Source organism: Bradyrhizobium sp. I71, assembly GCF_022354745.1.
In the GTDB taxonomy this organism is placed as follows: Bacteria; Pseudomonadota; Alphaproteobacteria; order Rhizobiales; family Xanthobacteraceae; genus Bradyrhizobium; species Bradyrhizobium liaoningense.
Map to the genome: position 1 here is coordinate 6,437,025 of NZ_CP059398.1, position 24,431 is coordinate 6,461,455.

Here is a 24,431-nt window from a genome sequence, read left to right on the forward strand (position 1 = left end):
ATGGTGACGTTCTGGGTTGCGCTTCTTGCCATCAGCATCCTGATCTATCTCCTTCTGGACGGCTTCGACCTCGGGGTTGGGATGCTGTGCAGCCTCGCACGCAGCGAGGCGAAGCGGGAGACGATGCTGCACACGGTTGCTCCGGTCTGGGATGGCAACGAGACCTGGCTGGTCGTCACCGGCGTGATCATGTGGGGCGCGTTTCCGCTGGCCTATGCCACGGTGATGTCAGCGTTCTATATCCCGGTTATCGTGATGCTGCTCGGATTGATCCTGCGCGGCGTGGCGTTCGAGTTTCGCAGCAAGGCGCTCCGTTCGCGCTGGATTTGGGACGTCAGCTTCGTCGCGGGCTCGTTCGCTGCCAGCTTCATGCAGGGCGCGATGGTGGGCGCCCTCGTGGAAGGACTTCAGTTCTCCAACGGCCACTACGTCGGCGGGATGTTCGGCTGGCTGACCGTCTTTTCTACCCTGTGCGGGATCGGGCTCTGCTTCGGATATTCGCTGCTCGGCGCCTGCTGGCTGGTGCGGAAGTGCGATGGTCTCGTTCGGGACGCCGCGCGGCGCCAGATCCCGCCGCTGGCGATCGGCGTGCTGATGTTCCTGATCGTCGTGTTCGCCTATGCGCTTGCCGAACATCTGCCGATCCTGCAGCGCTGGACCGACCGGCCCTATCTGTTCCTGTTTCCGCTCGTCGGGGCCGGTGCCGCTGCCGTGCTCGCCACGAGTGTCCTGCGTCACGACGATTACTGGCCATTTCACATGGTCGCGCTGATCTTCGCGGCGGCGTTCGGCACGCTCGCCCTGTCTTTCTGGCCCTATATGATCCCGTTCGTCCTGACGATCGACGAGGCCGCGGCGCCTCATGCAAGTCTCGCGTTCATGTTCTGGGGCGCCGGCCTGTTCGTCTTTCCGCTGATGCTGCTCTATGTCGCGGTCGGCTACCGCGTCTTCCGCGGCAAGTCTGCCCCGGCAGTCGATCACTACTGACGGCGGCATGGCTCGAACGTGCCGCGAATTGCAGCGGACAAGAAGAAAGGCGCCGTTTCCGGCGCCTTTCTCGTTGAAGGGCTCTCGTTGAGCGGCTTCATTCAGGACTTGGGCATGATGCCGGGACTGTTGTCCGGCCATTGCGCGATCAGCTTCTCGTCGATGTTGAAATGCTGGGCGACGAGCTTGGGCGGCGTGTGCGTCAGCCAGTTGGTGAGCGAGACCTCCTCGTAGCGCGGCGCACGGAACACGCCGACGAACTGCAGTTCGGTGTCGCCGACATTCTCGACATAGTGGCCCAGGTTGCGCCGGACATAGCCGATGTCGCCGGCCGCGAAATCCGTCGTCAGCGCGTTCGGACCGGTGTCGAACACCGTCATCCGCGCCTTGCCCTTGATGTAGTACTGCCACTCATCGGCGTTCGGGTGCCAATGCATTTCCCGGACCGCTCCTGGCGGCATCGTCACCAGCGCCGCGGCGATGGTGGTGGACACCTTGAAGTTGCTGCTGTCGGCAACGCGGATGCTTCCGGCAGAGCTCTCCTTGACCGGGGTCGAGCCGCCGAGCGTGTGGACGAAGGGGTAGGGCGGCGCTTCGGCGTGCCTGGCGACTGCAGCGCGATCGGCTGCGAGATCGCCGGGCACCGTCCCCTGGAAGATCCAGAGATTGTGCAGCGGGATCTTCGCGAAGGCCTCGGCCGGGACGCCGAAATTCTTCGCCAGGACCTCGGGCGGGGTATGGGCGAGCCAATCAGTCACCAGCAGCGTGTTGAACTCATTGGCATGGCCGTCATCGAAGCAGATCACGAATTCGCAGCCATCGGGACCCAATCCCTGCAGCGAATGGGGCGCGCCCGATGGAAAATACCAGAGATCGCCTGCTTTGACGTCGGCGACATAGGGGCGTCCCTGGGTGTCGAGCACCGTGATGCGGCAGGTGCCGTAGGTCATGATCGCCCATTCGGCGGCCTGATGCCAATGCAGCTCGCGGATGCCGCCGGCGGACAGCCGCATGTTGACGCCGGAGATCTCCTTGGAGATGGCGAAATCCGCGACGGTGACCTGACGGGCCCAGCCGCCATTCTGGATGCGCCTCGGCGCATTGTTGAACGAGGCCCAATCCATCGGCTGACCGCCCACGTCGGTCGCGGGCGGGGTCTGCGCCGATGGGAATTGCCTGGCCAGCGCGGGATTCTGCGGACCGGGATCTGTCAGGCTGCCAGGACTCCTGGCGTTTACGGCCCCTTGCGGTGGCTCATCCGGATTGCCGAAGCTTGCGGCCTGCGCACTTGTGCCGACCATGGCGGCGCCTGCCGCGGACATAGCCAGCAAATCACGTCGTGAGAACATGTTGGGTCGCTCCTGAGGATTGTCCAAAGCCCTCTGTTTCGACGGGGCTCCAACCGCCCAGCCTAGTTGCCCATTGCCGCTTCAGCTTCCGCGAACGGCGCTCTTCTTGCCGGAATGCACGGGCTGTTGCGGCAAGCCGGCCGGGCTCGGCCGTGTGCAAATTGAGAAATTCGGCTTCGTTTTGAAAAGACGTCTCTGCCCGCAGGATCCTTAACTGACCCGGAGAAGCGCAAGATCGAGAGACATCGAGATGACCAAGAAATCGGTTCGTCCCTACCGTGAACCTGCCGGCGGCTGGGGCGCACTCAAGGCGCTCAGCGAGGCGCTTCTGCTGCAGCGGGTGCCGCTGAAGGGCGCGGCGACGCTGAGCCGGATGAATCAGCCGCAGGGGTTTGATTGTCCCGGCTGCGCATGGCCCGATCCGAAGCACACTTCGTCGTTCGAATTCTGCGAGAACGGCGGCAAGGCGATCGCCTGGGAGGCAACGTCAAAGCGCTGCACGCCAGAATTCTTCGCGGAGCATACCGTCACCGAGCTCGCAAGCTGGAACGACTATGATCTCGAAATGGTCGGGCGGCTCACGCATCCGATGGCCTATGATGCCGCATCCGACCGCTATCTCCCGTTGGAATGGAGCGATGCGTTCGACATGATCGGACGGGAGCTCAGGGCACTGCCGAATCCGAACATGGCGGAGTTCTACACTTCCGGGCGGACCTCGAACGAAGCAGCTTTCCTCTATCAGCTCTTCGTGCGCGAATACGGTACCAACAATTTCCCCGACTGCTCGAACATGTGCCATGAGGCGACCAGCGTCGGCCTGCCGTACTCGCTCGGGGTCGGCAAGGGCACCGTGCTGCTGGAGGACTTCGACAAGGCCGATTGCATCTTCATTTTCGGCCAGAATCCGGGCACCAACAGCCCGCGGATGATGACCAGCCTGCGCAATGCGGCGCGTCGGGGCGCATCGATCATCTCGTTCAATCCGTTCCGCGAACGTGCGCTGGAGCGCTTTCAGGCGCCGCAGAGCCCTGTCGAGATGATCACGCTGAGCGCGACGACGATCAGCTCGAAGCTCTTCCAGGTTCGGGTCGGCGGCGACGTCGCTACCCTCAAGGGGATCATGAAGATCCTGGTCGAGGCGGACGAGGCCGCCCGCGCCGCCGAGCAGCCGGAGATCCTGGACTGGGACTTTATTCGCGGCCACACCGTCGGCGTCGAAGCCCTGATCGACGATCTCAAGAGCACGCAATGGCCCGACATCGAACGTCAGTCCGGCCTGACGCGCGAGGACATGGAATATGCTGCCGGCGCGTACATGAAGGCCGAGCGTGCCATCATCGTCTACGGCATGGGCATCACCCAGCACTGGCGCGGCGCGCACAACGTGCAGCAGATCGCCAATCTTGCGCTGCTGCGCGGCAATGTCGGGCGAGAAGGCGCCGGCGTCTGCCCGGTTCGAGGTCATTCCAACGTGCAGGGCGATCGCACCGTGGGGATCACCGAGGTTCCCAAGGCAGACTTCCTCGAGCGCCTGGAGCAACGCTTCGGCTTCAAGCCGCCGGCCGCGCCGGGGCACAACGTGGTGACCGCGCTGGAGGCGATGATCCGCGGCGAGGTGAAGGCCTTCTTCGCGATGGGCGGCAATTTCGCCGCGGCCATTCCGGATTGGCAGGCGACGCAGGCGGCACTCGGCAAGCTCGATCTCACCGTCCACGTCTCGACCAAGCTCAATCGCAGCCACATGATTCATGGCCGAGCGGCCCTGATCCTGCCATGCCTCGGACGCACTGAGATCGATGTCCAGGCGTCGGGGCCGCAGTCGATCACGGTGGAGGACTCGATGTCGATGGTGCATGCGTCCGGCGGCCGCAACAAGCCTGCGTCGGAGCATCTGCGCAGCGAGGTTGCGATCATTGCCGGCGTCGCCAAGGCGACGCTGGGCGAGCGCACCGTGGTCGACTGGGACGGCTTCGTTGCCGACTACGACAGGATCCGCGATGCGATCGAGGCGGTGTTCCCGATCTTCCAGGGCTACAATGCCCGTATTCGTGTTCCCGGCGGCTTCCACCTCACCTCGACGGCGCGCGAGCGGATATGGGCGACGCCGTCGGGCAAGGCGAACTTCCTGGTGTTTCCGGGGTGCGGCGAAGACCCGCAGAGCGATGCCGATTTTCTCTGGCTCACCACCATACGCAGCCACGATCAGTACAACACCACGCTCTACTCGATGTCCGACCGCTACCGCGGTGTGTTCGGCCAGCGCGACGTGGTCTTCCTCAACGAGTATGAGCTGAAGAAGCGGGGACTGGTCGACGGCGACCGCGTCGACCTGATAACCGTATCGACCGATGGCGCCGAGCGGATCGTGCGCAACTTCCGCGTCGTGGCCTATTCGTTCCCGACCGGCTGCTGCGCCGCATACTATCCGGAAACCAATCCGCTGGTCCCGCTCTATGCCCGGGATCCCCTCAGCTTCACGCCGTCATACAAGGGCGTTCCGATTCGCCTTGTGCGCTCGGTGGCGGCCGGGGAATAGAGCCAGCGCCGGGCGCGTGGCGGTCACGCATCGCAGCACGGCGCATCCACCCGGACGGAGACCGGCAGCGTGAACCAGAAACGGGCTCCGCCATGCGCGCCATTGCCTTCCGCGCCGATCCGGCCTCCATGCGCTTCGACGATCGACCGGCAGATGGACAGTCCCATGCCCATCCCGGTCTCTTTGGTCGTAAAGAAGCTGTCGAAGAGCCGACCGACATGTTCGGCATCGATGCCAGGCCCGTTGTCCTCAACAGAGCAGCACAGTGTCGACGGGTCCGGCGTGACCGTGCTGATGACGATCCGGCGATCGTCATATCCGGCCTGGGTCATCGCCTGCACCGCGTTGATGGCCAGATTGACGATCACCTGCTGGAGTTGGGTGCGATCACCGAGCACCTGCGGCGCGCTCGGGTCGGGCCGGTGCACGATCGTCACTGCGCGGGATTCGAGTTCGTGTCGGAGGAAGAGAAGCGCTTCGTGAATGATGTCATCAAATGACAGGGATGCCCGTTCCGGGGGCCTCCGGGAAGCCATTCCGCGAACGCGCGCCACGATGTTCGCCGCCCGTTGCGCATCTACGACGATGTTTTCGATGGTCTTGCGGATCTCGATGATGTCGGGAGTGGGCCTATTCAGCCATCGCAGTCCGGCGGCGCCATTGGTGGCGATGGCTGCGAGGGGCTGATTGACTTCGTGGGCGATCGATGCGGTGAGCTCGCCGAGCATCGAGACCCGCGCGGCATGTGCGAACTCGGCCTGTACCTGCTGGAGCTTCTGCTGGGCGCGAAGACGCTGTGAGATATCGATCGTGCCGACCAGGCTTATTTCGAGATCATTGATAGGGCCGACGCGCGCGGTCGTGAAGAGAACGTCGACGATTCGACCGTCCCACGTGACCATCTTGGTCTCTTCCTCGAAATTCGTCTCGCCGCGATAGCGGGACTCCATCGCGCGGCGGAACGTATCGGGCCGTTCCCTCCAGGTATCCGCCATGGAAGGTCCGACAAATCCTTCGACGCCTCGCCCGAACATCTGGACGGCTCGTTCGTTGGCCTCCTGGAACGAGAGCGCATCCATGCAGGTGCGGAGGAATTCGGGATGGCTGTCGAAATAGGCGCCGAGGTCTTTGACGCCATCGGCACGCAATCTTCGAAACAGCGCGACAAGTCTGCTGGCGTCGAGCTGCTGGAATGCGATCGGCATGCGGCCGAACAGCTGGCGGTAGCGCTGCTCGCTCCGCTCCAGCTCGGCATTGGTCTTCTTCAGGGCCGTGATATCCATGATCGCGCCGACGAGCGTCAGCGAAGCGGCTAGGAAAGCAGCGAAAGCGATCGCCGTGAAATTGTCTCCAAGCAGTGAACAGGCGAAGGACAGCAGGGTCAGAACAAGGCTACCCCAAGCCCACAGCAGAATCCGATCCTGTATTGTCTGGATCGGCAGCAAACGCCGCCACCATCGCTGGGGCTGTACCGGGGTTGAGCCATCCAGGCGTTCGAGCATCATGCGGAAGGTCTAGCGCGCCGCCGACGGGAGGTCTTTTGCGTTTTCGCAGGCGTCTTGTCAAAACGCACGAAACTGCGATCGGGCTTGCTGGATGCGATCCTGGGCCATCTCGGCGGTTGGCCTCGTGACGCCGAATCGCTGCTCGAACTCGGCGACATTGACGACGCCACGGCGGTGGGTGCCGTCGCCGATCTTGCGGTCGCCCTCCCAGGCCTCGACCTCGAACAGGACGCTTCTGGCGTCGATCGCGACGACCCGTGCCGTCGCTCGCACCGTGCGGCCGACCGGCGTCGCGGCCAGATGGCGGATATTGACCATCATCCCGACGCTGACATGACCTGCGGGAAGGAACGGCTGAACCGCCGATCCGGCGGCCATTTCCATGTGCAGGATCATCATCGGTGTGCCGTAGACGGCTGGCATGCCCGGCACCACGTGGCCGACCGTCATCTCGGGCGTGACGGTCAGCAGTTTTTCGGCGGTCATGCCGGTCGTCACTTTCTCAAGCGGATTCATGGCTCAATTCCGTCTGTGCCTCGGTCGTGGATGGGGTGGATGTCTTGGCGGCCTGCGGCTTGCGTCCGGTGAACCAGTTGCCGAGCCGATCGAGATAGAGATAGACGACGGGCGTGGTGTAGAGCGTCAGGATCTGCGACAGCATCAGGCCGCCGACGATCGTGTAGCCGAGCGGCTGGCGCAGCTCCGCGCCGGTGCCGGAGCCGATCATCAGTGGCACGCCACCGAGCAGCGCAGCCATGGTCGTCATCAGGATCGGGCGGAAGCGAAGCGTGCAGGCCTGGTAGATCGCCTCCTCCGGACTCAGCCCCTGCCGCCGCTCCACCTCGAGCGCGAAATCGACCAGCATGATGCCGTTCTTCTTGACGATGCCGATCAGCAGGATGATGCCGATGATGGCGATGACGCTGAGGTCCATGTGGACAGCCAGCAGCAGCAGCAGCGCGCCGATACCCGCCGAAGGCAGCGTCGACAGGATCGTGATCGGATGGATCAGGCTCTCATAGAGCACGCCGAGAATGATGTAGATCACGATCAACGCGGCCCCGATCAACAGCGGTGTGCCGGACAGGGAGGACTGGAAGGCCTGGGCGTTGCCCTGGAACGAGGTCGACAGCGAGGCGGGCTTTCCCGTATCCTTCTCGATCTTCTGGATCGCCGTCACCGCATCGCCCAGCGCGACGCCCGGCCGCAGGTTGAACGAGATCGTCACCGAGGGAAACAGGCTCTGGTGGTTGATCAGGATGGGCGCAGGCTTGATGACGGCATGGACCAGCGTGCTGAGCGGGACCTGCTGGCCGCTGGCCGAGTTCAGGTAGATGTCCTTGAGCGCCTCGGGCCCGTACTGGAAGCGCGGATCGACTTCCATCACGACGTGGTACTGGTTCAGCGAGGTGAACATGGTGGAGACGATGCGCTGGCCGAAGGCGTCGTCAAGCGCATTGTCGATCGTCGTGGGCAGGATGCCGAAGCTCGAGGCGACCTCGCGATTGACGGTAACCTCCAGCCGTGGGCCGGCATTGGCCTGGTCGCTCGCGACGTCGCTGATGACGTCGAGCGCGCGGAGCTTCTCCAGGAAGATCGCCGACCAGTGGGTCAGCTCGTTGGAATCGGCATCCGTCAGGGTGTATTGATATTGTGTCTTCGACAAGCGTGCGCCGATCGTGATGTCCTGCGCCGCCTGCATGTAGAGCGTGATGCCCTGGATGTGGGATAATCGCGGGCGCAGCCGGTTGATCACCTGGTCGGCGCTCGCCTTGCGCTCCGGCTTCGGCTTCAGCACGATGAAGATGCGCCCCTGGTTGAGCGTCGCGGTCGGACCGCCCGGACCGATATAGCTCGCCACCGACTGGATCGCGGGATCCTTTGAGAGGATGTCCACGATCGCCTGCTGTCGTTCCGACATCGCGGGGAAGGAGATGTCCTGGGCAGCCTCGGTGATGCCGACGATCTGTCCGGTGTCCTGTTGCGGGAAGAAGCCCTTCGGGATGATCACGTAGAGGTAGCCGGTCAGTGCGATGGTCGAGAGCATGACGAGCAGCGTCGCGAAGCGATGCCGCAGCACCACGCGCAAGCCCCGCGCATAGAGCGCAAGCAAGGCATCGAAGCCGCGTTCGAACAGGAGATAGATCCGGCCGTGCTTCCTTCGCGAATCGTCCTTCAGAAGGCGCGCGCACATCATGGGCGTCAGGGTGAGCGAGATGACCAGCGACAGCAGCAGCGCGGCGGTGATGGTGACGGCGAATTCCTGGAACAGCTTGCCGACATAGCCGCCCATCAGGAAGAGCGGGATGAACACCGCGATCAGCGACAGCGTGATGGAGACGATCGTGAAGCCGATCTCGGCGGAGCCCTTGAGTGCGGCCTCCTGCGGCGTCATGCCCTGTTCGAGATGGCGCACGATATTCTCGATGACCACGACCGCATCATCGACCACGAAGCCGACGGCGATCGACAGTGCCATCAGCGAGAGGTTGTCGAGGCTGTAGCCGAGCACATAGAGCACCGCAAACGTCCCGATCAGCGCCAGGGGAACAGTGATCGCCGGAATGACGGTGGCCCAGAAATTCCGCAGAAACAGGAAAATGACCATCACCACCAGGGCGACCGTCAGCAGCAGCGTGAACTGGACGTCGGAAACCGCGGCGCGAATGGTCGCGGTTCGATCTGCGGCGATCGTCACCTTGATCGCCGGCGGAACGGAAGCCTGCAGCTGCGGCAGCAGTTTCTTGATCCGGTCGACGGTCTCGATCACGTTGGCGCCGGGAACGCGTTGAACGGCGAGGATGACGGCCGGCTCCTTGCCGTACCAGCCAGCCAGAAGATCGTTCTCGGGGGCCTCGATCGCCGTGCCGACGTCGCGGAGTCGCACCGGCGAGCCGTTGCGATAGGCGATGATGAGGTCTTCGTAAGCAGAGGGTTTCAGCAGCTGATCGTTGGTGTTCAGCGTGTAGGTGACGCGCGGGCTGTTGAGCGTGCCCTTGGGCAGGTCGACATTGGCGCCGGCGATGACGTTGCGGACGTCTTCGAGGCCGATGCCGCGGGCGGCAAGCGCCTGCGGATTGACTCGAACACGGATCGCCGGCTTCTGCTGGCCGCCGATGCCAACGAGGCCCACGCCCGGCACCTGCGAAATCTTCGGCAGCAGGATATTTTCCGCATAGGCATCGACCGTGGTCAGCGGCAGCGAATTCGACGTCAGCGCGATCAGCATGATCGGCGTCTCCGCCGGATTCACCTTTCTGATCGTCGGCGGATAGGGGATGTTCGGCGGCAGGAAGGGGCTGGCGGCATTGATCGCGGCCAGCACATCCACCGCTGCGCTGTCCACCGTCCGCGACAGCTCGAACTGCACCGTGAGCTGGGCCACGCCGAGCGCACTGGACGAGGTGAGCTGGGTGATGCCGGGGATCTGGCTGAGCTGCTGTTCGAGCGGTGTGGCGAGCGACGAAGCAATGGTGCCCGGATCGGCGCCGGGCAGTTGCGCCGAGATCTGGATCGTCGGGTAATTGACGTTCGGCAGCGCGCCGACCGGCAGCAGCGGATAGGCCGCGAGGCCGCACAGCAGCAAGCCGGCCATCAGCAGGGCGGTTGCGATCGGCCGCAGGATGAAGGGCGCCGAGAGGTTCATGGGATCGCTTCCTGCACGGCGCTCTGCAAGTCGGCTTCTTGCGCAGCTTTGCCATGCAGTTCCCGGACGCGGCTGCCTTCCGTCAGCCGATACTGGCCGTCGACCACGACCACGTCGCCTGACTTCAGCCCCTGGTCGATCAGTGCCTGGCCATCACTGATCTGTGCGACGTGAACAGGGCGCAAGGTCGCCGTCTGGCCGCCGGTCAAGACATAGACATAGCTGCCGTTCGGTCCCTGCTGCACGGCCGAGCCCGCGACGGTGAGCGCGTCTTTCCGAATTTCGAGCAACAGACGCGCGTTCACAAGCTGGCCCGGCCACAGCCGGTGCTCACGATTCGGGAACACCGCCTTGAGCTGGACGGTGCCGGTCGTCCCTGCGATCTCGTTGTTGACCAGCAGCAGCGTGCCTTCGTCGAGCTTCATCTTGTTGTCCTGGCTGTAGGCAATGACCTTCAACGATCCCTTTGCAGCGTGCTCCTGGATTGCGGGCAGGTCGGTCTGCGGCAGAGTGAACAGCAGCGAGATCGGTTCGATCTGGGTGACGACGACGAGACCATTGGGGTCGGTCGGATGGATCACGTTGCCGACATCGATCTGGCGAACGCCCGTGATGCCGGGAATGGCCGACGTCAGGCGCGTGTAGCTGAGCTGGACGTTGGCCTGATCGATCAGCGCCTGGTCGGCCTTCACGGCGGCCTTGAGCTGCGCCACCTGCGCCGTCTGCGTCTCGATCAGTTGCGGGGTCGCGTAGCCCTTGTCGCCGAGCTGATTGTAGCGTGCGAGATTGGCCTCGGCGTTCACGAGTTGCGCCTGGTCCCTGTCGCGGTTGGCCGTCAGCTGCTCGATCTGCGCCTCGTAGGGACGCGGATCAATCTGGGCGAGCAGGTCGCCGGCCTTGACGGTCTGTCCCTCGGTGAAGGCGATCTTGACGATCTGCCCCTGAATCTGGCTGCGCACGACGTCGGTGTTGTAGGCGATCACGGTGCCGATGCCGCGCAGGTAGATCGGAACGTCCTTGCCGGTGACGGTGGCTGCGACGACCGGCACGGCAGCGGGCACCGGCGCGGCCGCCACGGCCGGCCTGTGGTCGCTGCCGTAGAACCAGAGGCCTGCGCCGATCAGGATCGCGGCCAGAGCAACCAGTGCAAGGGTGAGGTTCCGTTTCACGGTGATGGTCCTTCTCGATTTCAGGGATTGCCGGAACCGTTGATTGAATTCGTGTCGCCCATGGGAGCAGGGCCGGGCACCGGCAGGGACGGACTGATTCCGGCGCCGCCGAGCTCGGTGGATCCGAGCGGAATCCCGACGCGTCCGACCGTCGATGTCGAGGGTGGCAAGGCCGATTGGGTCGTCGTGCCGTCGGGGCAGCCGAGTGACGGGCTTCCGGAGAGTCCGCCGCCGTCAAACAAGGCCCCCGACGATCCGGTATTCCCCGTTTGGGAGCAGTTCGTCATTGCTTGCGAGGGATTGATCGGGGATACGCCAGGGGTGGCGATTTCGGTCGAGCCCAGCGGAATGCCTTCAGGCCGCGTGGAGCCCAGGTTGAGCGGCGAGGTTGCGGACATGCCGACAGGGGGCAGCGTCGTCGGCAGCGTCGTTTGCGCACTTGCCGCGGCCGGGATCAGCCATATCAGGCTGGTTGCGAGCGCCATGCCCAGATGCACCGATGCAAATCGGCGGCATCCGAACCGCTTCGATGAGGGCTGTTGTCGCATGGGCTGCTCCGGGTTCTTTCATGTGTGCGGGACGATAGGGAGCGGCCGGCGTGCGGGTATTCCCTGAATGCACGTCCCGCTGTCTGGCCGCACGATCGAAAGCCATCCACCCCCGGGATCATTGGGGCCCCTTCCGAAGTAGTCGCTTTGCCTCGGACAGCTCCCGGCGGCACGTGGCGATGTCGCTGGAGCTGTTCGCGGCGCGCGCGCGGTCGAGGGCATCGAGCGCGAGCCGAAGGTACACTCCGCTCGCGCCTTCCGCTTGCGCCAGCGATCGCGGCGTGGGCTGATGACCGCGCAGTGCATCGAGGCTTTCCGGGCTCCAGCCATGTGCGCCGGCATTTTTCTCGATCGCGGCGTCCAGCTGTGCCTGGACACGCCCGATCGAATCCGAACAGGACGCAGCACGAGCCGGGGATGCCGCCTGCAGGAGGATTATAGTGGCAGCTGCAATCCGGATGAGTGAATTCGAAGTCATTGTCGATCCTTCGTGTCGGTAGCGAACCTCTGTCTCCAATGACAGGACCGGTACGCGCCGTCTTTCGCTTGCGAACGTCGGCTGGCTTGCACGCGCGCGAGATCGTGCCATCAGAGAAACCGGAATGTGAGCTGGGTCAGCGCCGGGCGCGATAATTTCCGGCGTGCGAAGTGGCAAGGGCCGTTGCTTGCCGAAATACACAGGCAGGCCGCCAACCTAGTGTCGCATCGTTCCAACCCGGAGTGATCCCGACATGAAGCACCTCGACGCAGGTCTCGCCTTTGTTGCAGCCCTCTCCCTGTTCGCGAGCGTCGCCCCGGCGCGTGCGGAACCCCCTAAGAACATCGTCCTGGTGCACGGCGCCTGGGTGGATGCGTCCGGCTGGAAGCCGGTCTACGAAATCCTGAGCAAGGAAGGCTTTCACGTGACCATGGCTCAGGAGCCGGAAACGTCGTTCGCCGACGACGTCACGGCAGCGAAGCGGATTCTCGATCTCCAGGACGGCCCAACACTCCTCGTCGGCCACAGCTATGGCGGTTCGATCATCACCGAGGCCGGCGTCCATCCCAACGTCGTCGGTCTCGTCTACGTCGCCGCGCACGCCCCCGACGTCGGCGAAGATGAATCGGCGCTGGGCAAGAAGACGCCGAGCGTGCTTGGAAAGACCGAGGGCGTCATCAAGGTCACGCCGGACAAGTTCACCTATCTCGATCCGGTGCAATTCCCAAAACTGTTCGCACCCGATCTGCCGCGTGAGCGTGCCGAGTTCGTGGCACGCTCCCAGGTCCTGGCCGCTGCACAGGTGTTCAGCACCCCACTGACGGCGGCTGCGTGGAAGACCAAGCCGAGCTGGGGCATCGTTGCCGGCGGCGACCAGATCATCAATCCCGATCTGGAGCGCTGGTACTACGAGCGTGCCAAGAGCCACACCACGGTGATCCCGGGCGCGAGCCACTCGGTCTACGAGTCGCATCCCAAGGAAGTGGCGGCCGTGATCACCCGCGCCGCACGCAGCATCGATCAACCGGCCGCCCGCTGACGACGCATTTTGCCGGTCCTGACGCATGGCCGGCGGAAGGAAGGCCGGCGGGGGAGACAGCACTCCCGCCGGCCTGACTGCCCACCCCCGGAGAATTCCATGAGCGTGATCGAGAAGACCAGCGCAAGTCGAGGACCGGTTCGTGACCTGACGCGCGTCAAGGAGCAAAGGCCATGACGAGCTGGCAAAGCAACCGCGCCATGCGTGATGCCCGCATCGCCGCAGGCGGTGGACTTGCCCGCGGCAAAGTCGTGGAAGCGGGCAATGCCACGCGCCTGCTCGAGGCCGTGATCCGGCCGGGCGACCGGATCTGCCTGGAAGGCGACAACCAGAAGCAGGCCGATCTGCTCAGTCGCGCGCTGCTCGCGGTCGATCTCTCCAGGGTCAACGATCTGCACATGGTGCAGTCGGGCGTCGTTCTTCCAGAACATCTGGATCTGTTCGACCGCGGCGTCGCGAAGCGGCTGGACTATGCCTATTCCGGGCCGCAATCGGCCCGCATCGCGCGCATGCTGTTCGGCGGCAAGATCGAGCTGGGCGCGGTCCACACCTATCTCGAACTGTTCGCACGCTACTTCATCGACTTGACGCCGCACGTCGCGCTGATCGCCGCCGTCAGCGCCGACCATGACGGGAATCTCTACACCGGTCCGAACACCGAGGACACGCCGACCGTGGTGGAGGCAACCGCCTTCAAGGACGGCATCGTGATCGCCCAGGTCAACGAGATCGTCGAGCAGGTTCCGCGGGTCGACATCCCGGGGGACCGCGTCCACTTCATCGTCAAGTCCGACAAGCCGTTCTTCGTCGAGCCGCTGTTCACGCGCGATCCGGCCGCGATCACCGAGGGGCAGATCCTGACCGCGATGCTCGCCATCAAGGGCATCTATGCTCCCTATGGCGTGCAGCGGCTCAATCACGGCATCGGATTCAGTACGGCCGCGATCGAGCTTCTGCTGCCGACCTTCGGCGAACGGCTTGGCCTCAAGGGCAAGATCGCAAGCCATTTTGCTCTGAACCCGCATCCCGCACTCATTCCGGCGATCGAATCCGGCTGGGTGCGCCAGATCCACTCGTTCGGTTCGGAAGTCGGCATGGACGACTACATCCGCGCCCGATCCGACGTCTACTTCACCGGCCCCGACGGCTCGCTGCGCTCGAACCGCGCCTTTTGCCAGACCGCCGGGCTCTATGCCTGCGACATGTTCATCGGTTCGACGTTGCAGATCGATCTGCAGGGAAATTCGTCGACCGTCACCACCTCCCGCATCGCCGGGTTCGGCGGCGCGCCGAACATGGGAGCGGATGCGCGCGGCCGGCGTCATCCGAGCGAGCCCTGGCTGAAGGCCGGGGCGGAGTCCGATCCCGACGGCTCGCCCCTGATGCGCCGCGGCCGCAAGCTGGTCGTTCAGATCGGCGAGACGTTCGGCGACAAGAACGTGCCGCTGTTCGTCGAGAAGCTCGATGCCATCGAGCTCGCGGAGAAGCTGGAGCTCGAGCTCGCGCCCATCATGATCTATGGCGACGACGTCACGCACATCGTCACCGAGGAGGGCGTGGCCAACCTCCTGCTGTGCCGCACCGCGCAGGAGCGGGAGCAGGCCATCCGCGGCGTCGCCGGCTATACCGATGTCGGTCGTCGGCGGGATCACGGCATGGTCGCGCACTTGCGCGAACGCGGGGTGGTCCGCCGCCCGGAGGATCTCGGCATCAATCCGCTCGATGCGGATCGCAGCCTGCTCGCGGCGCGCTCGATCAAGGATCTCGTGCGCTGGTCTGGCGGCCTCTACGCGCCGCCGTCGAAGTTCAGGAACTGGTGAGGACGGGCCATGGAAGATCTTAGGTTTGAGCACAGCGTTCGCACCAGGGCCGGCGGCGCCAGGCAGAGCGCGATCGTCGGCGTTGTCGCCTCGGGCAATCTGGAGGTGCTGGTGGAACGCGTCCTCCCGGATGCGGAATGCGCCATCGAGATCAGGACCGCGGCGGTTGGCTTCGGCGAGGTCTGGACTGCCGTAATCGGCGATTTCGTCGAGCGCTATTCGCCCGGCGGGCTGAGATTCTCGATCAATGACGGCGGCGCGCGCCCCGATACGGTCTCGCTTCGGTTGGCGCAGGCAGTGCGATTGATCACGGAGAACGGCCAATGACCACACCACTCGAGGACGTGACGCCGGCCGAGCGCGCCCGCAGCACCAGCTTCTACGAAGCGTCGGCCCGCACGCGGCTGGAGTTGCTGCTTGACGTCGGCAGCTTCGTCGAGTTCATCGGTCCGGAGCAGCGCGAGGTCAGTCCGCACCTGAAGATTTTTGATCTGCCCGAGCAGTTCGACGACGGCATCGTCGTCGGCCATGGCCGCCTCGATGACTCGCCGGTGTTCGTCGCCGCACAGGAGGGCCGTTTCATGGGCGGCGCCTTCGGCGAGGTGCATGGCGCCAAGCTGATCGGGTTACTCCGCGCGGCGCGCCAGATCGCATCGATCCCCGTCCTGATCCTGTTCGACACCGGCGGCGTCCGGTTGCAGGAAGCCAATGCGGGCGAGCTCGCCATCGCCGAGATCATGCGGGCGGTGATGGAGGCGCGCAGCGCCGGCGTGAAGGTGGTCGGCCTGATCGGCGGTCGGTCCGGATGCTACGGCGGCGGTGGGTTGATCGCAGGCTGCTGCTCGGCTCTCGCCGTCTCGGAGCCCGGGCGCATCGCGGTGTCGGGCCCCGAGGTCATCGAGACCAATCGCGGCGTCGAGGAGTTCGACTCCCGCGACCGCGCGCTGGTCTGGCGCACCATGGGCGGCAAGCATCGCCGGCTGCTCGGCGCCGCGGATGTCTTTGCCGATGATAATGTGCAGGATTTCCGCGAAGCCGCGCTCGAACTGCTGGGCCTGATCGGACCTTTCGGCCTCGACAGCTTGAAGGCAGAGCAGGAGCGGCTTGCTGACCGGCTAAGCCGCTACGGCGCCTGCCTGGATGCCGTCGACATCTGGGCGGCGCAGGGCATCGCGCGCGCTGAAACGGTTCCGGAGCTGCCGGCCGATCAATTCATTACGCTCGCCGACAGAATCGGGAGGACCAGCCGTGACGCTCGATGACATTCTTGCCTCGCTCTTCCCCGACGGCCATGAAGTCAGGAACGACAAAGGCGTCCTTCTCGGCTCGGCGACGCTGCGACCCGGCGACAAAATGCTCGTCCTCGGTGTTGCGGATCTGACCGCACTGGGCGTCGACGAGGCGATCAGATTGTCCGGCCATGTCCTGGCGTCGATCGGCCGGGACTCTGGCCCGATCCTGGTGCTCGTCGACAGCGACAGCCAGCGCATGAGCAAGCGCGACGAGTTGCTCGGGCTGAACGAATTCCTCGCGCATCTGGCGAAAGTGTTGATCCACGCGGACATGAATGGCCGCCCGACCATCGGCCTTCTCTACGGTCACTCGGCGGCGGGCGCTCTGCTCGCGACGGGACTTGCAACCCGCGTGCTGGTCGGGTTGCCCGGTGCACACCCTGCAGTGATGGACCTGCCGTCGATGGCGAAGGTCACCAAGCTGTCGATGGAAGCCCTCGAGGAGAAGGCGAAGTCGACGCCGGTGTTCGCGCCGGGGCTGTCCAATCTCGTGCAGATGGGCGCGGTTCACATGACATGGAGCAATGACGCCTCGCTCGCCGATCAACTGGAGGCGCTGCTGGCCGACATGCCGGCCGCGCGAGACCAGCGGGATGCGCTTGGTAAGGCGCGTGGTGGCCGGCTGAAGGCCGCTGATATTGCGGAGCGTGTTCGTGACCTGGCCCTGCAAGCACGGTGAGCGTTCACCGGGTCGTCATGACCTCGTCTTCGTCAGCCCGGCGGGATGGCGTGCGATGCTGGAAGCGCGCGGCGATCTCGCTGCCGATGCGTTGGTCGCGCGTTGGTCCAAAATGGGCTGGCCGGCGATCAGGCGGCGCGCTCTGCCATGCGAGGAAAGCGGTCTTGCTCTGGGCCTGCCATTGCCGCCCTCGGCCGGCAAGAAGCGGATCTCCCTCCTGGTTGATATCGACCACGTCGTCTCGGTCGCGAGGCCGCCGTCGCTGCGGCAGGCGCGCGCTTACGCGCCACGCAACTGGTGGCCGACGCTCGATCGGCTCGACCGGTTGGAGCTTCGTCACTCGGTGGACGCGCGCGTCTTTGGCAGCCTGGCCTGGCAATCGCTGACCGGTCTCGACTACGTGACGGACCGATCGGACCTCGATGTGCTGTTCGAGTTTCGCGGTGAAACCGACATCGATCGTTTCGTTGCCGATGTGGCTGCGATCGAGAACGAAGCGCCGATGCGGATCGATGGCGAGCTGATGCGCGCGGACGGTGCTGCCGTGAACTGGCGCGAGCTCCACGGCGGCGGGAGCGAGCTTCTGGTGAAAAGCATCGAGAGCGTGATCCTGCTCGGCAGGAATCGATTCATTTCGGGAGCGAGGGGATCATGATCACCGCGGCTATGCGAGGTTTGGAAAGGTCGGTTCAGCGTCGGGCGCGCATCACGCCCGACGTTTCCGCCATCGGCGCCATCGCCGCCCGCTGTCTCGTCGAGGAGCTGGAAACCTGGCCGAAGCCGGGGCTCGTGAGTCATATCGACAATGGCAGTCACGATGATATGGATGCCGGCACGTTCCGTCGCAGCGCCGCGGCGATCGAGCCCCATCTTCAGCGCCTGGCCGATGCAGGGGCGCGCAGTTGCGGCATGGGGCGGCTGCGGATCATCGGCCTCGAGGCCGAGCACGCGATGTTTGCGGCGACCTCTGGCGTCAACACGCATCGCGGCGCGATCTTCGGGCTCGGCCTGTTGTGTGCGGCGGCCGGTGCGAGGGCGGGCGGGTTGGTCGATCCCGAGCTTTCGCTTGGCGAGGTCGTGAGGCGCCTGTGGAGCGACGGCATCCTCGACGGTCCAGTGCTGTTGCACAGCCACGGCAGCGCGGCCCGACGCCGTTTTCACGCCGGCGGTGCGCGTACCGAGGCCGCGAACGGATTTCCCAGCGTCTACCGGATCGGATTGCCGGCGCTGCGCAGGGCGGGGCATGCCGTGCCGGAAGATGGGGAAGCCGCCCGGGTCGAGGCATGCTTTGCCCTGATCGCCTCGGTCGAGGACACCAACCTCCTGCATCGCGGTGGGTTCGACGGCCTTCGCTTTGCGCATGATGCGGCGCGCGGCTTCATCGATGCTGGCGGCGTCACCGCGGCTGGTTGGCGTAGGCGGGCGCAATCGATCCATGACAGTTTCGTCGCCCGTCGTCTCAGCCCGGGTGGATCGGCCGATCTGCTTGCGATGACGCTCTTCGTCGACGCCCATGAGAGCCCATGCCGATGATGTCCAATGCAATCCTGATGGCGCTCGTGCCGGTCTTCTTCGTTCTCTTGTTGGGATACGCTGCCGGCAAACTTCATGTCGTCGACAATCTCCATGTCGACGCTCTCAACGCGCTCGTGATGGATTTTGCATTGCCCGCTTCACTGTTCGCCGCGACCGCCTCAGCGTCGCGCCGTGAGATGATCGACCAGGTCCCGCTCTTCTTGGTGCTCGGCGTCACGATGCTGCTGCTCTATCTTGCCTGGTATTTTGCCGCACGCCGGATCTCCAAGCTCTCCCAGTCCGAGGCGTCCCTGCAGGCGTTGACGATCGGCTTCCCGAATCTCGCCGGGGTGGGTCTTCCGATCATGACCTCAGTCGTGGGTCCAACCGGCACCGTTCCGGTTGCCGTCGCGTTGGCGGCGGGCTCGATCCTCATCAGCCCATTGACCCTGATCGTAGCGGAAATGGGTGCCGCCAAGGCTCGTGGCGAAGAAATGGCGGCGCGGCAGATCTTGACGGCAGTCCGCCGTGCGATCACCAAGCCGGTGGTGCTGGCGCCCGCGCTCGGCATCGTGTTCTCGTTGTCGGACGTGAGCCTCGACGCGCTGGCGCATGCGAGCCTCGCCCTGATCGGAAGCTCGGCCGCCGGCGTCGCCCTGTTCCTCACCGGAGCCATTCTGTCGGCGCAATCGTTTCGGCTGGATTGGAAGATCAGCGCTGCAACGGTGGCCTCGGACATCGTCCGCCCGTTGTTGGCTGTCGCGGTCATTCTCGTCCTTCCGATCGCGCAGGATGCAGCGAAGACGGCCATTCTGCTCGCCGCCGTTCCCTCGGGCTTTTTCGGGATTTTGTTTGCGGTCAACTACCGGCTGGATTCCGCGAGGGTGGGGTCCATGGTTATCGCCAGCACCGCATTCAGCGTCCCGACGCTGGCGATTGTGATTGCGCTGCTCTTTCCGCATTAGGGCGCGACCATGACATTGGCAATCCTTTGTTCGGGGCAGGGCAGGCAGCATCGCGACATGTTCGCCCTCACGGGCGATGCGCCGCAGGCCGCGCCCCTGTTTGCGCATGCGGCGACATTGCTTGATGGCAAGGATCCACGCGATTTCGTGCGCGCCGAATCCGACGAGGCCCTGCATCGCAATCGTGCCGGCCAGGTTCTGTGCACCTTGCAGGCCCTCGCCGCCGCGGCCGCGCTCGGAGATGCCATTCCACCTGGCGCCATCATTGCCGGCTACAGTGTCGGCGAGGTCGCGGCCTGGGGTGTCGGCGGCCTGTTTGACGCGACCGTCACGCTGGACCTCGTGGCACGCCGGGCGGAGGCCATGAATGCGGCGACGCTCGCCGGCGATGGACTGGTCTTCGTCCGCGGTCTTTCGCGAGAACAGGTCGGTCGCCTTTGCGAGCGCTACGGAGCAGCGGTTGCCATCGTCAATCCGGGCGATGCCTTTGTCATCGGCGGTGACCGGCAGGCGCTCGATCAGATCGCGAAAGACGCGAGGGCGATGCACGGCGTGAGGATCGTCGCCTTGCCGGTTGAGGTTGCCTCCCACACCGAACGGCTCGCTGAAGCGTCTGTGGCATTTCGTGAAGCCTTGCGCCTTGCGCCGGTGATATTCCCGCCGCGGACCGGTGCGCGCATTCTGAGCGGAATCGATGCCGCTCCGGTCGTCTCGCGCGAGACTGGTCTCGACAAACTCGCCGCGCAGATATCGCAAACCGTGCAATGGGCCGATTGCCTGCAAGCCTGTGTCGAAGCGGGCGCGACAGGGTTTCTCGAGCTCGGGCCGGGACATGCGCTGAGCGGCATGGCTGCGGAAATCGCGCCCGGAGTTCCCGCGCACTCGCTGGATGATTTCAGGAGCCTTCAGGGCGTCCGCACCTGGCTCACGCGTCACGTCATCCTCTAGCTAGCGCCGGCAAATCGCGAACGGGACGATGGCCTCGATCGCGCATTGTGCCGTCGAAAAAAAGGGGCCGTCCCTTGGGGGAGGACGGCCCCTGAAATGCTCGGATGCCTAGGGAGGAGGGAGGCTCGAGCCGTGACTTGGGGATCTCAGTCACTTAACACGCACATCATCCCCGATCCCGCAGCCAGAGTATTTCATGAACCCCCGCCATTTCCCGTTTCGCATGATCCACGAGAGGCCCGTACGCAGCACGTGAGATCGGGCTTTGCGGTGTCGAGGCCAGGTCGCCGCACGGAACTGCGCGCTGGGTTGCTGCGCTGGTGCGTGCGGAGGAGACGAGACACATGGCGCGTCTCGTCCAGGTCAGGCGTCCTGGCCTGCTTCAGGGCAGGCGTGGCGAGGCGTCGATGCCGGGTGTCAGGCCGGGCGCGATCTTCTCTGCCGGAGGAACCGCGGACTCGCGCGTATAGGGAAGTACTTCCACCTCGGGGCGTTGCTGCGCGGTCGGCTGGAGGCAGTCCGGACGAGGCGGGCGGCCGGCGCCGAACAGATCGGAGACGGGATCGACGAAGTTCGCGCGGAACCGGTCGTGCCAGGTCTGGCCCTCGCTCGCGGAGGGCTGCCGAATCGTCACCGTCGCTGTCATGCCGGAGACGAGCGGCACATCAGGCGGCACGGTGTCGATGGCGAGGCGAACCGGTACGCGCTGCGCGAGCCGCACCCAGGTGTAGATCGGGTCCACGTTGGGCAGGCCCTGTGTGCCCGCGGCGGCGTTCGACACGCTGACGCCGCGTGTCACGGTCTTCACATGTCCCAATATCGGCTTGGGATAGCCCATCAGTTGGGCTTCGGCGCGATCGCCGATGCAAACCCGCGCCATCTTGGTTTCCTCGAAATAGCCGTCGATCCAGAAACTGTTGGAATCGATCACGGAAACGTTGCTGACGCCGGTGACGGCATAGTCTCCCGCGCGCAACAGGAGGTTGGTGACGTAACCATCGACGGGACTGACCACGCTCGTACGCTTCAGGTTCAGTTCCGCCTGTGCGAGCTGGTGCGCCGCAGCCTCGTAGGCAGCCTTCGCCTGCGCCGCGTTGCCTGCATAGATTTGCTGTTCTTCGGGCGTCGTCGCAAGATCTGACAGGTGCTGCCGGCGGTCGAACTCGGCCTGCTTCACCACGAGGTCCGCCGCCCGCTGGTCGACCAGAGCCTTGCCGACCCGAACGGCCACCTCGAAGTCGAACGGATCGATCACGTAGAGGACGTCGCCCTTGTGGACGAACTGGTTGTCGGCCACCCGAAGCTCCACGATCTTGCCCGCCACTTGCGGCGCCACGCTGGCGACCTGCACGCGGACGCTGCCGTTCCGCGTCCAGGGCGCGGTGACGTAGTGCTGCCAGGTTGAAGCCGCTATGAGAATTGCGACCAGTGCGATGCCGAGAGTCGCAAGGTGCCTGCCGGCACCGCGCATGAAGCGGCCGACCGCTTGGCGCAGGCGCCTCGTATCGGGCGTCGCCCATGCGGAGGGTCTGATGCTGTGCCGTGCCCGATCGCTGGTGTCTCGCGCCACGGTCTCCGGCGCGTTTGAACCGTCCACAGCGTCTGCGGCATCGACCGGTGCTTCGGCTGGGGGCTCGCCATGAAGCGGAGTGACGTCCCGAGGCAGGGTGGCTTCCATGGCACTTTCTCCCTAGAAGAACAGCGCGAGCGTGCCGAACATCGCCACGTAGAGGCAAAGTTCGGCCAGCGACGGGTTGCTGAAGACTCTCGCGAAGCCGACGAAGCGCAGCAGCGGGCGAAGCATCAGGAACGCAAGCAGCGCAATTGCGGCATAGGAGACGATGGGAGCAATGAGCACGCCACCGATGACGAGCTCCCGATATGTGTTTGTCATGGCTGCTTGCCTTGGCTGAGGTCTGTTGGAGACTGCGATGGTGCGAATATGGCGGCTGCCGGAACCAGCGCGGCGATGGCCGAGTTGGCGGACAGGTTGTTTTGCGATGCCGCCTTGCTCAGCGCCCCGGCAGCGGCGAGGATCGCGGCACCGTTGCGCTGGGCGAGGGCGTCTCGTGCGTCCTGCACCACCCGGGCGAGCGGATCTTGGGTCAGCCGCTCCAGTTCGGCGCGGCAGCGTCGCAAGCTCTCAGCCTGGTCGAAACAGCACATCGCCTTCGCCGCGATCTGACCATTGAGAGCGGAGGCGCCGTTTGCGCTCAAGATCTGTTCGACTCGCCCCGCGTCGCGAAACGCGGCTTCCTCTGGCGCGAGGTCTCGAACTCGCCAGTGGTCGAGGTGGCCCAGCTCGCTCGTGGCCTCTCGCAACAGCAGACGAACTCGCTGGTCGCCCGACAATGAAGGAAGCAGCGTCTGCGCTGCGAGCACGAGCAGGGACGACAGGCAGGCAAAGAAGCTCGTCACGAGAAACACCTCAGGGTCGTAGCTCTGCGGGTTGGTCGGTGCGAGTACGGCGATCGTGAACACCAGGGTGAGCCGGCCGAGGGAGGACAGCAGCGGGTTCGGCGACGAGATCAGCAGCGCGAAGCCGATGACGACAGGTGCGAGACCGATCGCCAGCAGTTGAAATTCGGACACGCCGTTGAAGACGAAATATTTCAGGATGCCGGCCAGCGCGCAGGCGATTGGCATCGCCATCACCGTGACCTTCGTGAAGGTGCGTGGCGCGGGCGCCGTCGAGCCGAGGCCGAGGATCACCGCGACGAGCGAGAGGCAGAGCTCGGTGGTCGGCCATCCTGTCAACACGAAGAAGAGCCCGATCAGCGCGAACGAGATCGCGGTCCTTGCGCCGGTTTCCGCCGCGATGCGGCGCGAGCGGTAGAGCGGCGTGCGCCATGCATGATACGGACGTACCCCTTGGTGCAGCGCATCGAGGCTGCTGCGGACCTCGGCAAGCTTATGGCAGATCTCGCTGCGGAGCCAGGATCGGGAAATGGCCGTCAGCCTCGCCGCCTTCTGGCCCGGGCCGTTCGCACTCTGCGCCGGGGCGGACGTGACTGGGAGCGCCGCGAGCATGCGCCCAAGGGAGAGGACGCTGACAAGGTCGACCAGCGCGGAACGTGCGGCCGCAGTCCTTGCCGTGCCGATGCTCGATTCCGTCGTAAGGCTGGCGATCTCCGGACGTATCGCAGCGATGTCGTGCAACAGGCTCGCCGCAGCCGCTGCGGAGCCACGGTCGGTACCGTGCGCGAGCGCCTTGACCCGGTCGTACTGCGCCTCGATGCGGCCTGCCAGTACCGGATGATAGTCCGGCGCGGCCAGCACCTCGTTGACCAGCGCCACCGCAAGCACCCCGATGCCGATGGCGGCGCCGCGCGCGATGCCGGTCGGAAACACCTGGAGCGGCGTGTCGATCTGCTGGATGGCGATCAGGGCGACGGTGATGCAGCCGAGCGCCGCCGCATAGGCACGATTGCCGTCCAGCATGGCGGCGACATAGACGCAGAGCCCGACCCAGATGCCGAGCACGGCGAGTAGGAGGCCGTCGGTCTGAGAGAACACGCCGGCGATCGCAATCGATGCCATGACCCCAATCGCCGTCGCGAGCAGCCGGTAGCCGGCCTTTTCCATGCCCTGACCGCGTGTCGGCAAAGCGAGGATCGCCACGGTCAAGGCCGCCGACGAGGGGGATTCGAGCTCGAGCCAGAAGCTCGCATAGAGTGCGAGCAACATCGCCAGCCATACCCGCAGCGCAAAGGTCCAGGAGCTTGCCGGGAAGCCGGCGAAGACCAACGGGGACGGCGCGGCAGCACTGGTGGCGTTCACGGGCATCGTGCCTCATCCGTTTTTCGGCAGAGCGTACCGCCCGGCCGAAGTCGAGAAAGTCGACAACGATTATGAGGTTTGCAGTTCCTGCCGGTATTTCCGGTCCACCAACCCAGTTGCCGGAATGCACGTCTGGTTAGGGACGAGAGCCGTTGCGCGAGGGGGGGACAGA

Annotated in this window: 21 protein-coding genes; 11 read left to right on the forward strand and 10 right to left on the reverse strand. The window is 64.8% G+C overall.

What is annotated here, in order from left to right; genetic code table 11:
* Entirely contained in the window at positions 1 to 987 is a 987-nt protein-coding gene (cydB, locus tag FJV43_RS30720) for a cytochrome d ubiquinol oxidase subunit II (protein WP_239622758.1), read from the forward strand.
* A gap of 101 nt (positions 988 to 1,088) precedes the next feature.
* Here the strand turns inward: cydB and FJV43_RS30725 are convergent, their stop codons facing one another.
* Positions 1,089 to 2,336 (reverse strand): oxalate decarboxylase family bicupin, encoded by a 1,248-nt coding sequence (locus FJV43_RS30725; RefSeq protein WP_239622759.1) that lies wholly within the window; start codon positions 2,334 to 2,336, stop codon positions 1,089 to 1,091.
* 250 nt (positions 2,337 to 2,586) lie between these two features.
* Between FJV43_RS30725 and FJV43_RS30730 the strand changes: the two genes are divergently transcribed.
* Positions 2,587 to 4,875: an FdhF/YdeP family oxidoreductase gene (locus FJV43_RS30730; protein ID WP_239622760.1), complete on the forward strand. Its 2,289-nt coding sequence runs from the start codon at positions 2,587 to 2,589 to the stop codon at positions 4,873 to 4,875.
* A 23-nt stretch (positions 4,876 to 4,898) separates the two neighbouring features.
* Here FJV43_RS30730 and FJV43_RS30735 read toward each other — a convergent pair whose 3' ends face one another.
* The 6 genes from FJV43_RS30735 to FJV43_RS30760 all read right to left on the reverse strand — a co-directional run bounded on the left by FJV43_RS30735 (position 4,899) and on the right by FJV43_RS30760 (position 12,221).
* Positions 4,899 to 6,380: an ATP-binding protein gene (locus FJV43_RS30735; protein ID WP_239622761.1), complete on the reverse strand. Its 1,482-nt coding sequence runs from the start codon at positions 6,378 to 6,380 to the stop codon at positions 4,899 to 4,901.
* Positions 6,381 to 6,437: 57 nt separating this feature from the next.
* On the reverse strand, positions 6,438 to 6,896 hold the full coding sequence (locus FJV43_RS30740) for a thioesterase family protein (RefSeq protein WP_239622762.1): 459 nt from the start codon (positions 6,894 to 6,896) through the stop codon (positions 6,438 to 6,440).
* Complete coding sequence (locus FJV43_RS30745) at positions 6,883 to 10,026, reverse strand: efflux RND transporter permease subunit (RefSeq protein ID WP_239622763.1); 3,144 nt, start codon at positions 10,024 to 10,026, stop codon at positions 6,883 to 6,885. Before FJV43_RS30745 ends, FJV43_RS30740 begins: the two co-directional genes overlap by 14 nt.
* Positions 10,023 to 11,195: an efflux RND transporter periplasmic adaptor subunit gene (locus tag FJV43_RS30750; protein WP_239622764.1), complete on the reverse strand. Its 1,173-nt coding sequence runs from the start codon at positions 11,193 to 11,195 to the stop codon at positions 10,023 to 10,025. Before FJV43_RS30750 ends, FJV43_RS30745 begins: the two co-directional genes overlap by 4 nt.
* A gap of 20 nt (positions 11,196 to 11,215) precedes the next feature.
* Positions 11,216 to 11,680 (reverse strand): hypothetical protein, encoded by a 465-nt coding sequence (locus tag FJV43_RS30755; RefSeq protein ID WP_239622765.1) that lies wholly within the window; start codon positions 11,678 to 11,680, stop codon positions 11,216 to 11,218.
* Between the two features lie 181 nt (positions 11,681 to 11,861).
* Positions 11,862 to 12,221: a hypothetical protein gene (locus tag FJV43_RS30760; protein WP_239622766.1), complete on the reverse strand. Its 360-nt coding sequence runs from the start codon at positions 12,219 to 12,221 to the stop codon at positions 11,862 to 11,864.
* A gap of 253 nt (positions 12,222 to 12,474) precedes the next feature.
* On the opposite strand from FJV43_RS30760, the gene FJV43_RS30765 reads away from it, so the two are divergent.
* The 9 genes from FJV43_RS30765 (at position 12,475) to FJV43_RS30805 (ending at position 20,479) form a co-directional block, all read left to right on the forward strand.
* Positions 12,475 to 13,260: an alpha/beta hydrolase gene (locus FJV43_RS30765; RefSeq protein WP_239622767.1), complete on the forward strand. Its 786-nt coding sequence runs from the start codon at positions 12,475 to 12,477 to the stop codon at positions 13,258 to 13,260.
* Positions 13,261 to 13,433: 173 nt separating this feature from the next.
* Positions 13,434 to 15,080, forward strand: coding sequence for a malonate decarboxylase subunit alpha (mdcA, locus tag FJV43_RS30770; protein ID WP_239622768.1), 1,647 nt, complete (start codon positions 13,434 to 13,436; stop codon positions 15,078 to 15,080).
* A 9-nt stretch (positions 15,081 to 15,089) separates the two neighbouring features.
* On the forward strand, positions 15,090 to 15,407 hold the full coding sequence (gene mdcC / locus FJV43_RS30775; RefSeq protein WP_239622769.1) for a malonate decarboxylase acyl carrier protein: 318 nt from the start codon (positions 15,090 to 15,092) through the stop codon (positions 15,405 to 15,407).
* Positions 15,404 to 16,342, forward strand: a complete 939-nt coding sequence (locus FJV43_RS30780; RefSeq protein WP_239622770.1) for a biotin-independent malonate decarboxylase subunit beta — start codon at positions 15,404 to 15,406, stop codon at positions 16,340 to 16,342. Before mdcC ends, FJV43_RS30780 begins: the two co-directional genes overlap by 4 nt.
* Positions 16,329 to 17,051: a biotin-independent malonate decarboxylase subunit gamma gene (gene mdcE, locus FJV43_RS30785; RefSeq protein ID WP_239622771.1), complete on the forward strand. Its 723-nt coding sequence runs from the start codon at positions 16,329 to 16,331 to the stop codon at positions 17,049 to 17,051. The genes FJV43_RS30780 and mdcE overlap by 14 nt, the downstream gene beginning before the upstream one ends.
* Positions 17,026 to 17,706, forward strand: coding sequence for a malonate decarboxylase holo-[acyl-carrier-protein] synthase (gene mdcG, locus FJV43_RS30790; RefSeq protein ID WP_239622772.1), 681 nt, complete (start codon positions 17,026 to 17,028; stop codon positions 17,704 to 17,706). The genes mdcE and mdcG overlap by 26 nt, the downstream gene beginning before the upstream one ends.
* Positions 17,703 to 18,584, forward strand: coding sequence for a triphosphoribosyl-dephospho-CoA synthase MdcB (mdcB, locus tag FJV43_RS30795; protein ID WP_239622773.1), 882 nt, complete (start codon positions 17,703 to 17,705; stop codon positions 18,582 to 18,584). The genes mdcG and mdcB overlap by 4 nt, the downstream gene beginning before the upstream one ends.
* Positions 18,581 to 19,531: an AEC family transporter gene (locus tag FJV43_RS30800; RefSeq protein WP_239622774.1), complete on the forward strand. Its 951-nt coding sequence runs from the start codon at positions 18,581 to 18,583 to the stop codon at positions 19,529 to 19,531. The genes mdcB and FJV43_RS30800 overlap by 4 nt, the downstream gene beginning before the upstream one ends.
* A 9-nt stretch (positions 19,532 to 19,540) precedes the next feature.
* A complete protein-coding gene (locus FJV43_RS30805) occupies positions 19,541 to 20,479 on the forward strand; it encodes an acyltransferase domain-containing protein (protein ID WP_239622775.1) in 939 nt (312 codons plus the stop codon).
* A 382-nt stretch (positions 20,480 to 20,861) separates the two neighbouring features.
* On the opposite strand, the gene FJV43_RS30810 is transcribed toward FJV43_RS30805, so the two are convergent.
* The 3 genes from FJV43_RS30810 to FJV43_RS30820 are packed head-to-tail and all read right to left on the reverse strand — an operon-like array spanning position 20,862 to position 24,265.
* Positions 20,862 to 22,157: an HlyD family secretion protein gene (locus FJV43_RS30810; RefSeq protein ID WP_239622776.1), complete on the reverse strand. Its 1,296-nt coding sequence runs from the start codon at positions 22,155 to 22,157 to the stop codon at positions 20,862 to 20,864.
* Between the two features lie 12 nt (positions 22,158 to 22,169).
* Positions 22,170 to 22,373, reverse strand: coding sequence for a DUF1656 domain-containing protein (locus FJV43_RS30815; protein WP_028179429.1), 204 nt, complete (start codon positions 22,371 to 22,373; stop codon positions 22,170 to 22,172).
* The gene (locus tag FJV43_RS30820; protein WP_239622777.1) at positions 22,370 to 24,265 is read right to left on the reverse strand and encodes an FUSC family protein; all 1,896 of its coding nucleotides are present in this window, start codon (positions 24,263 to 24,265) and stop codon (positions 22,370 to 22,372) included. The genes FJV43_RS30815 and FJV43_RS30820 overlap by 4 nt, the downstream gene beginning before the upstream one ends.
* Between the last annotated feature and the right edge of the window lie 166 nt (positions 24,266 to 24,431).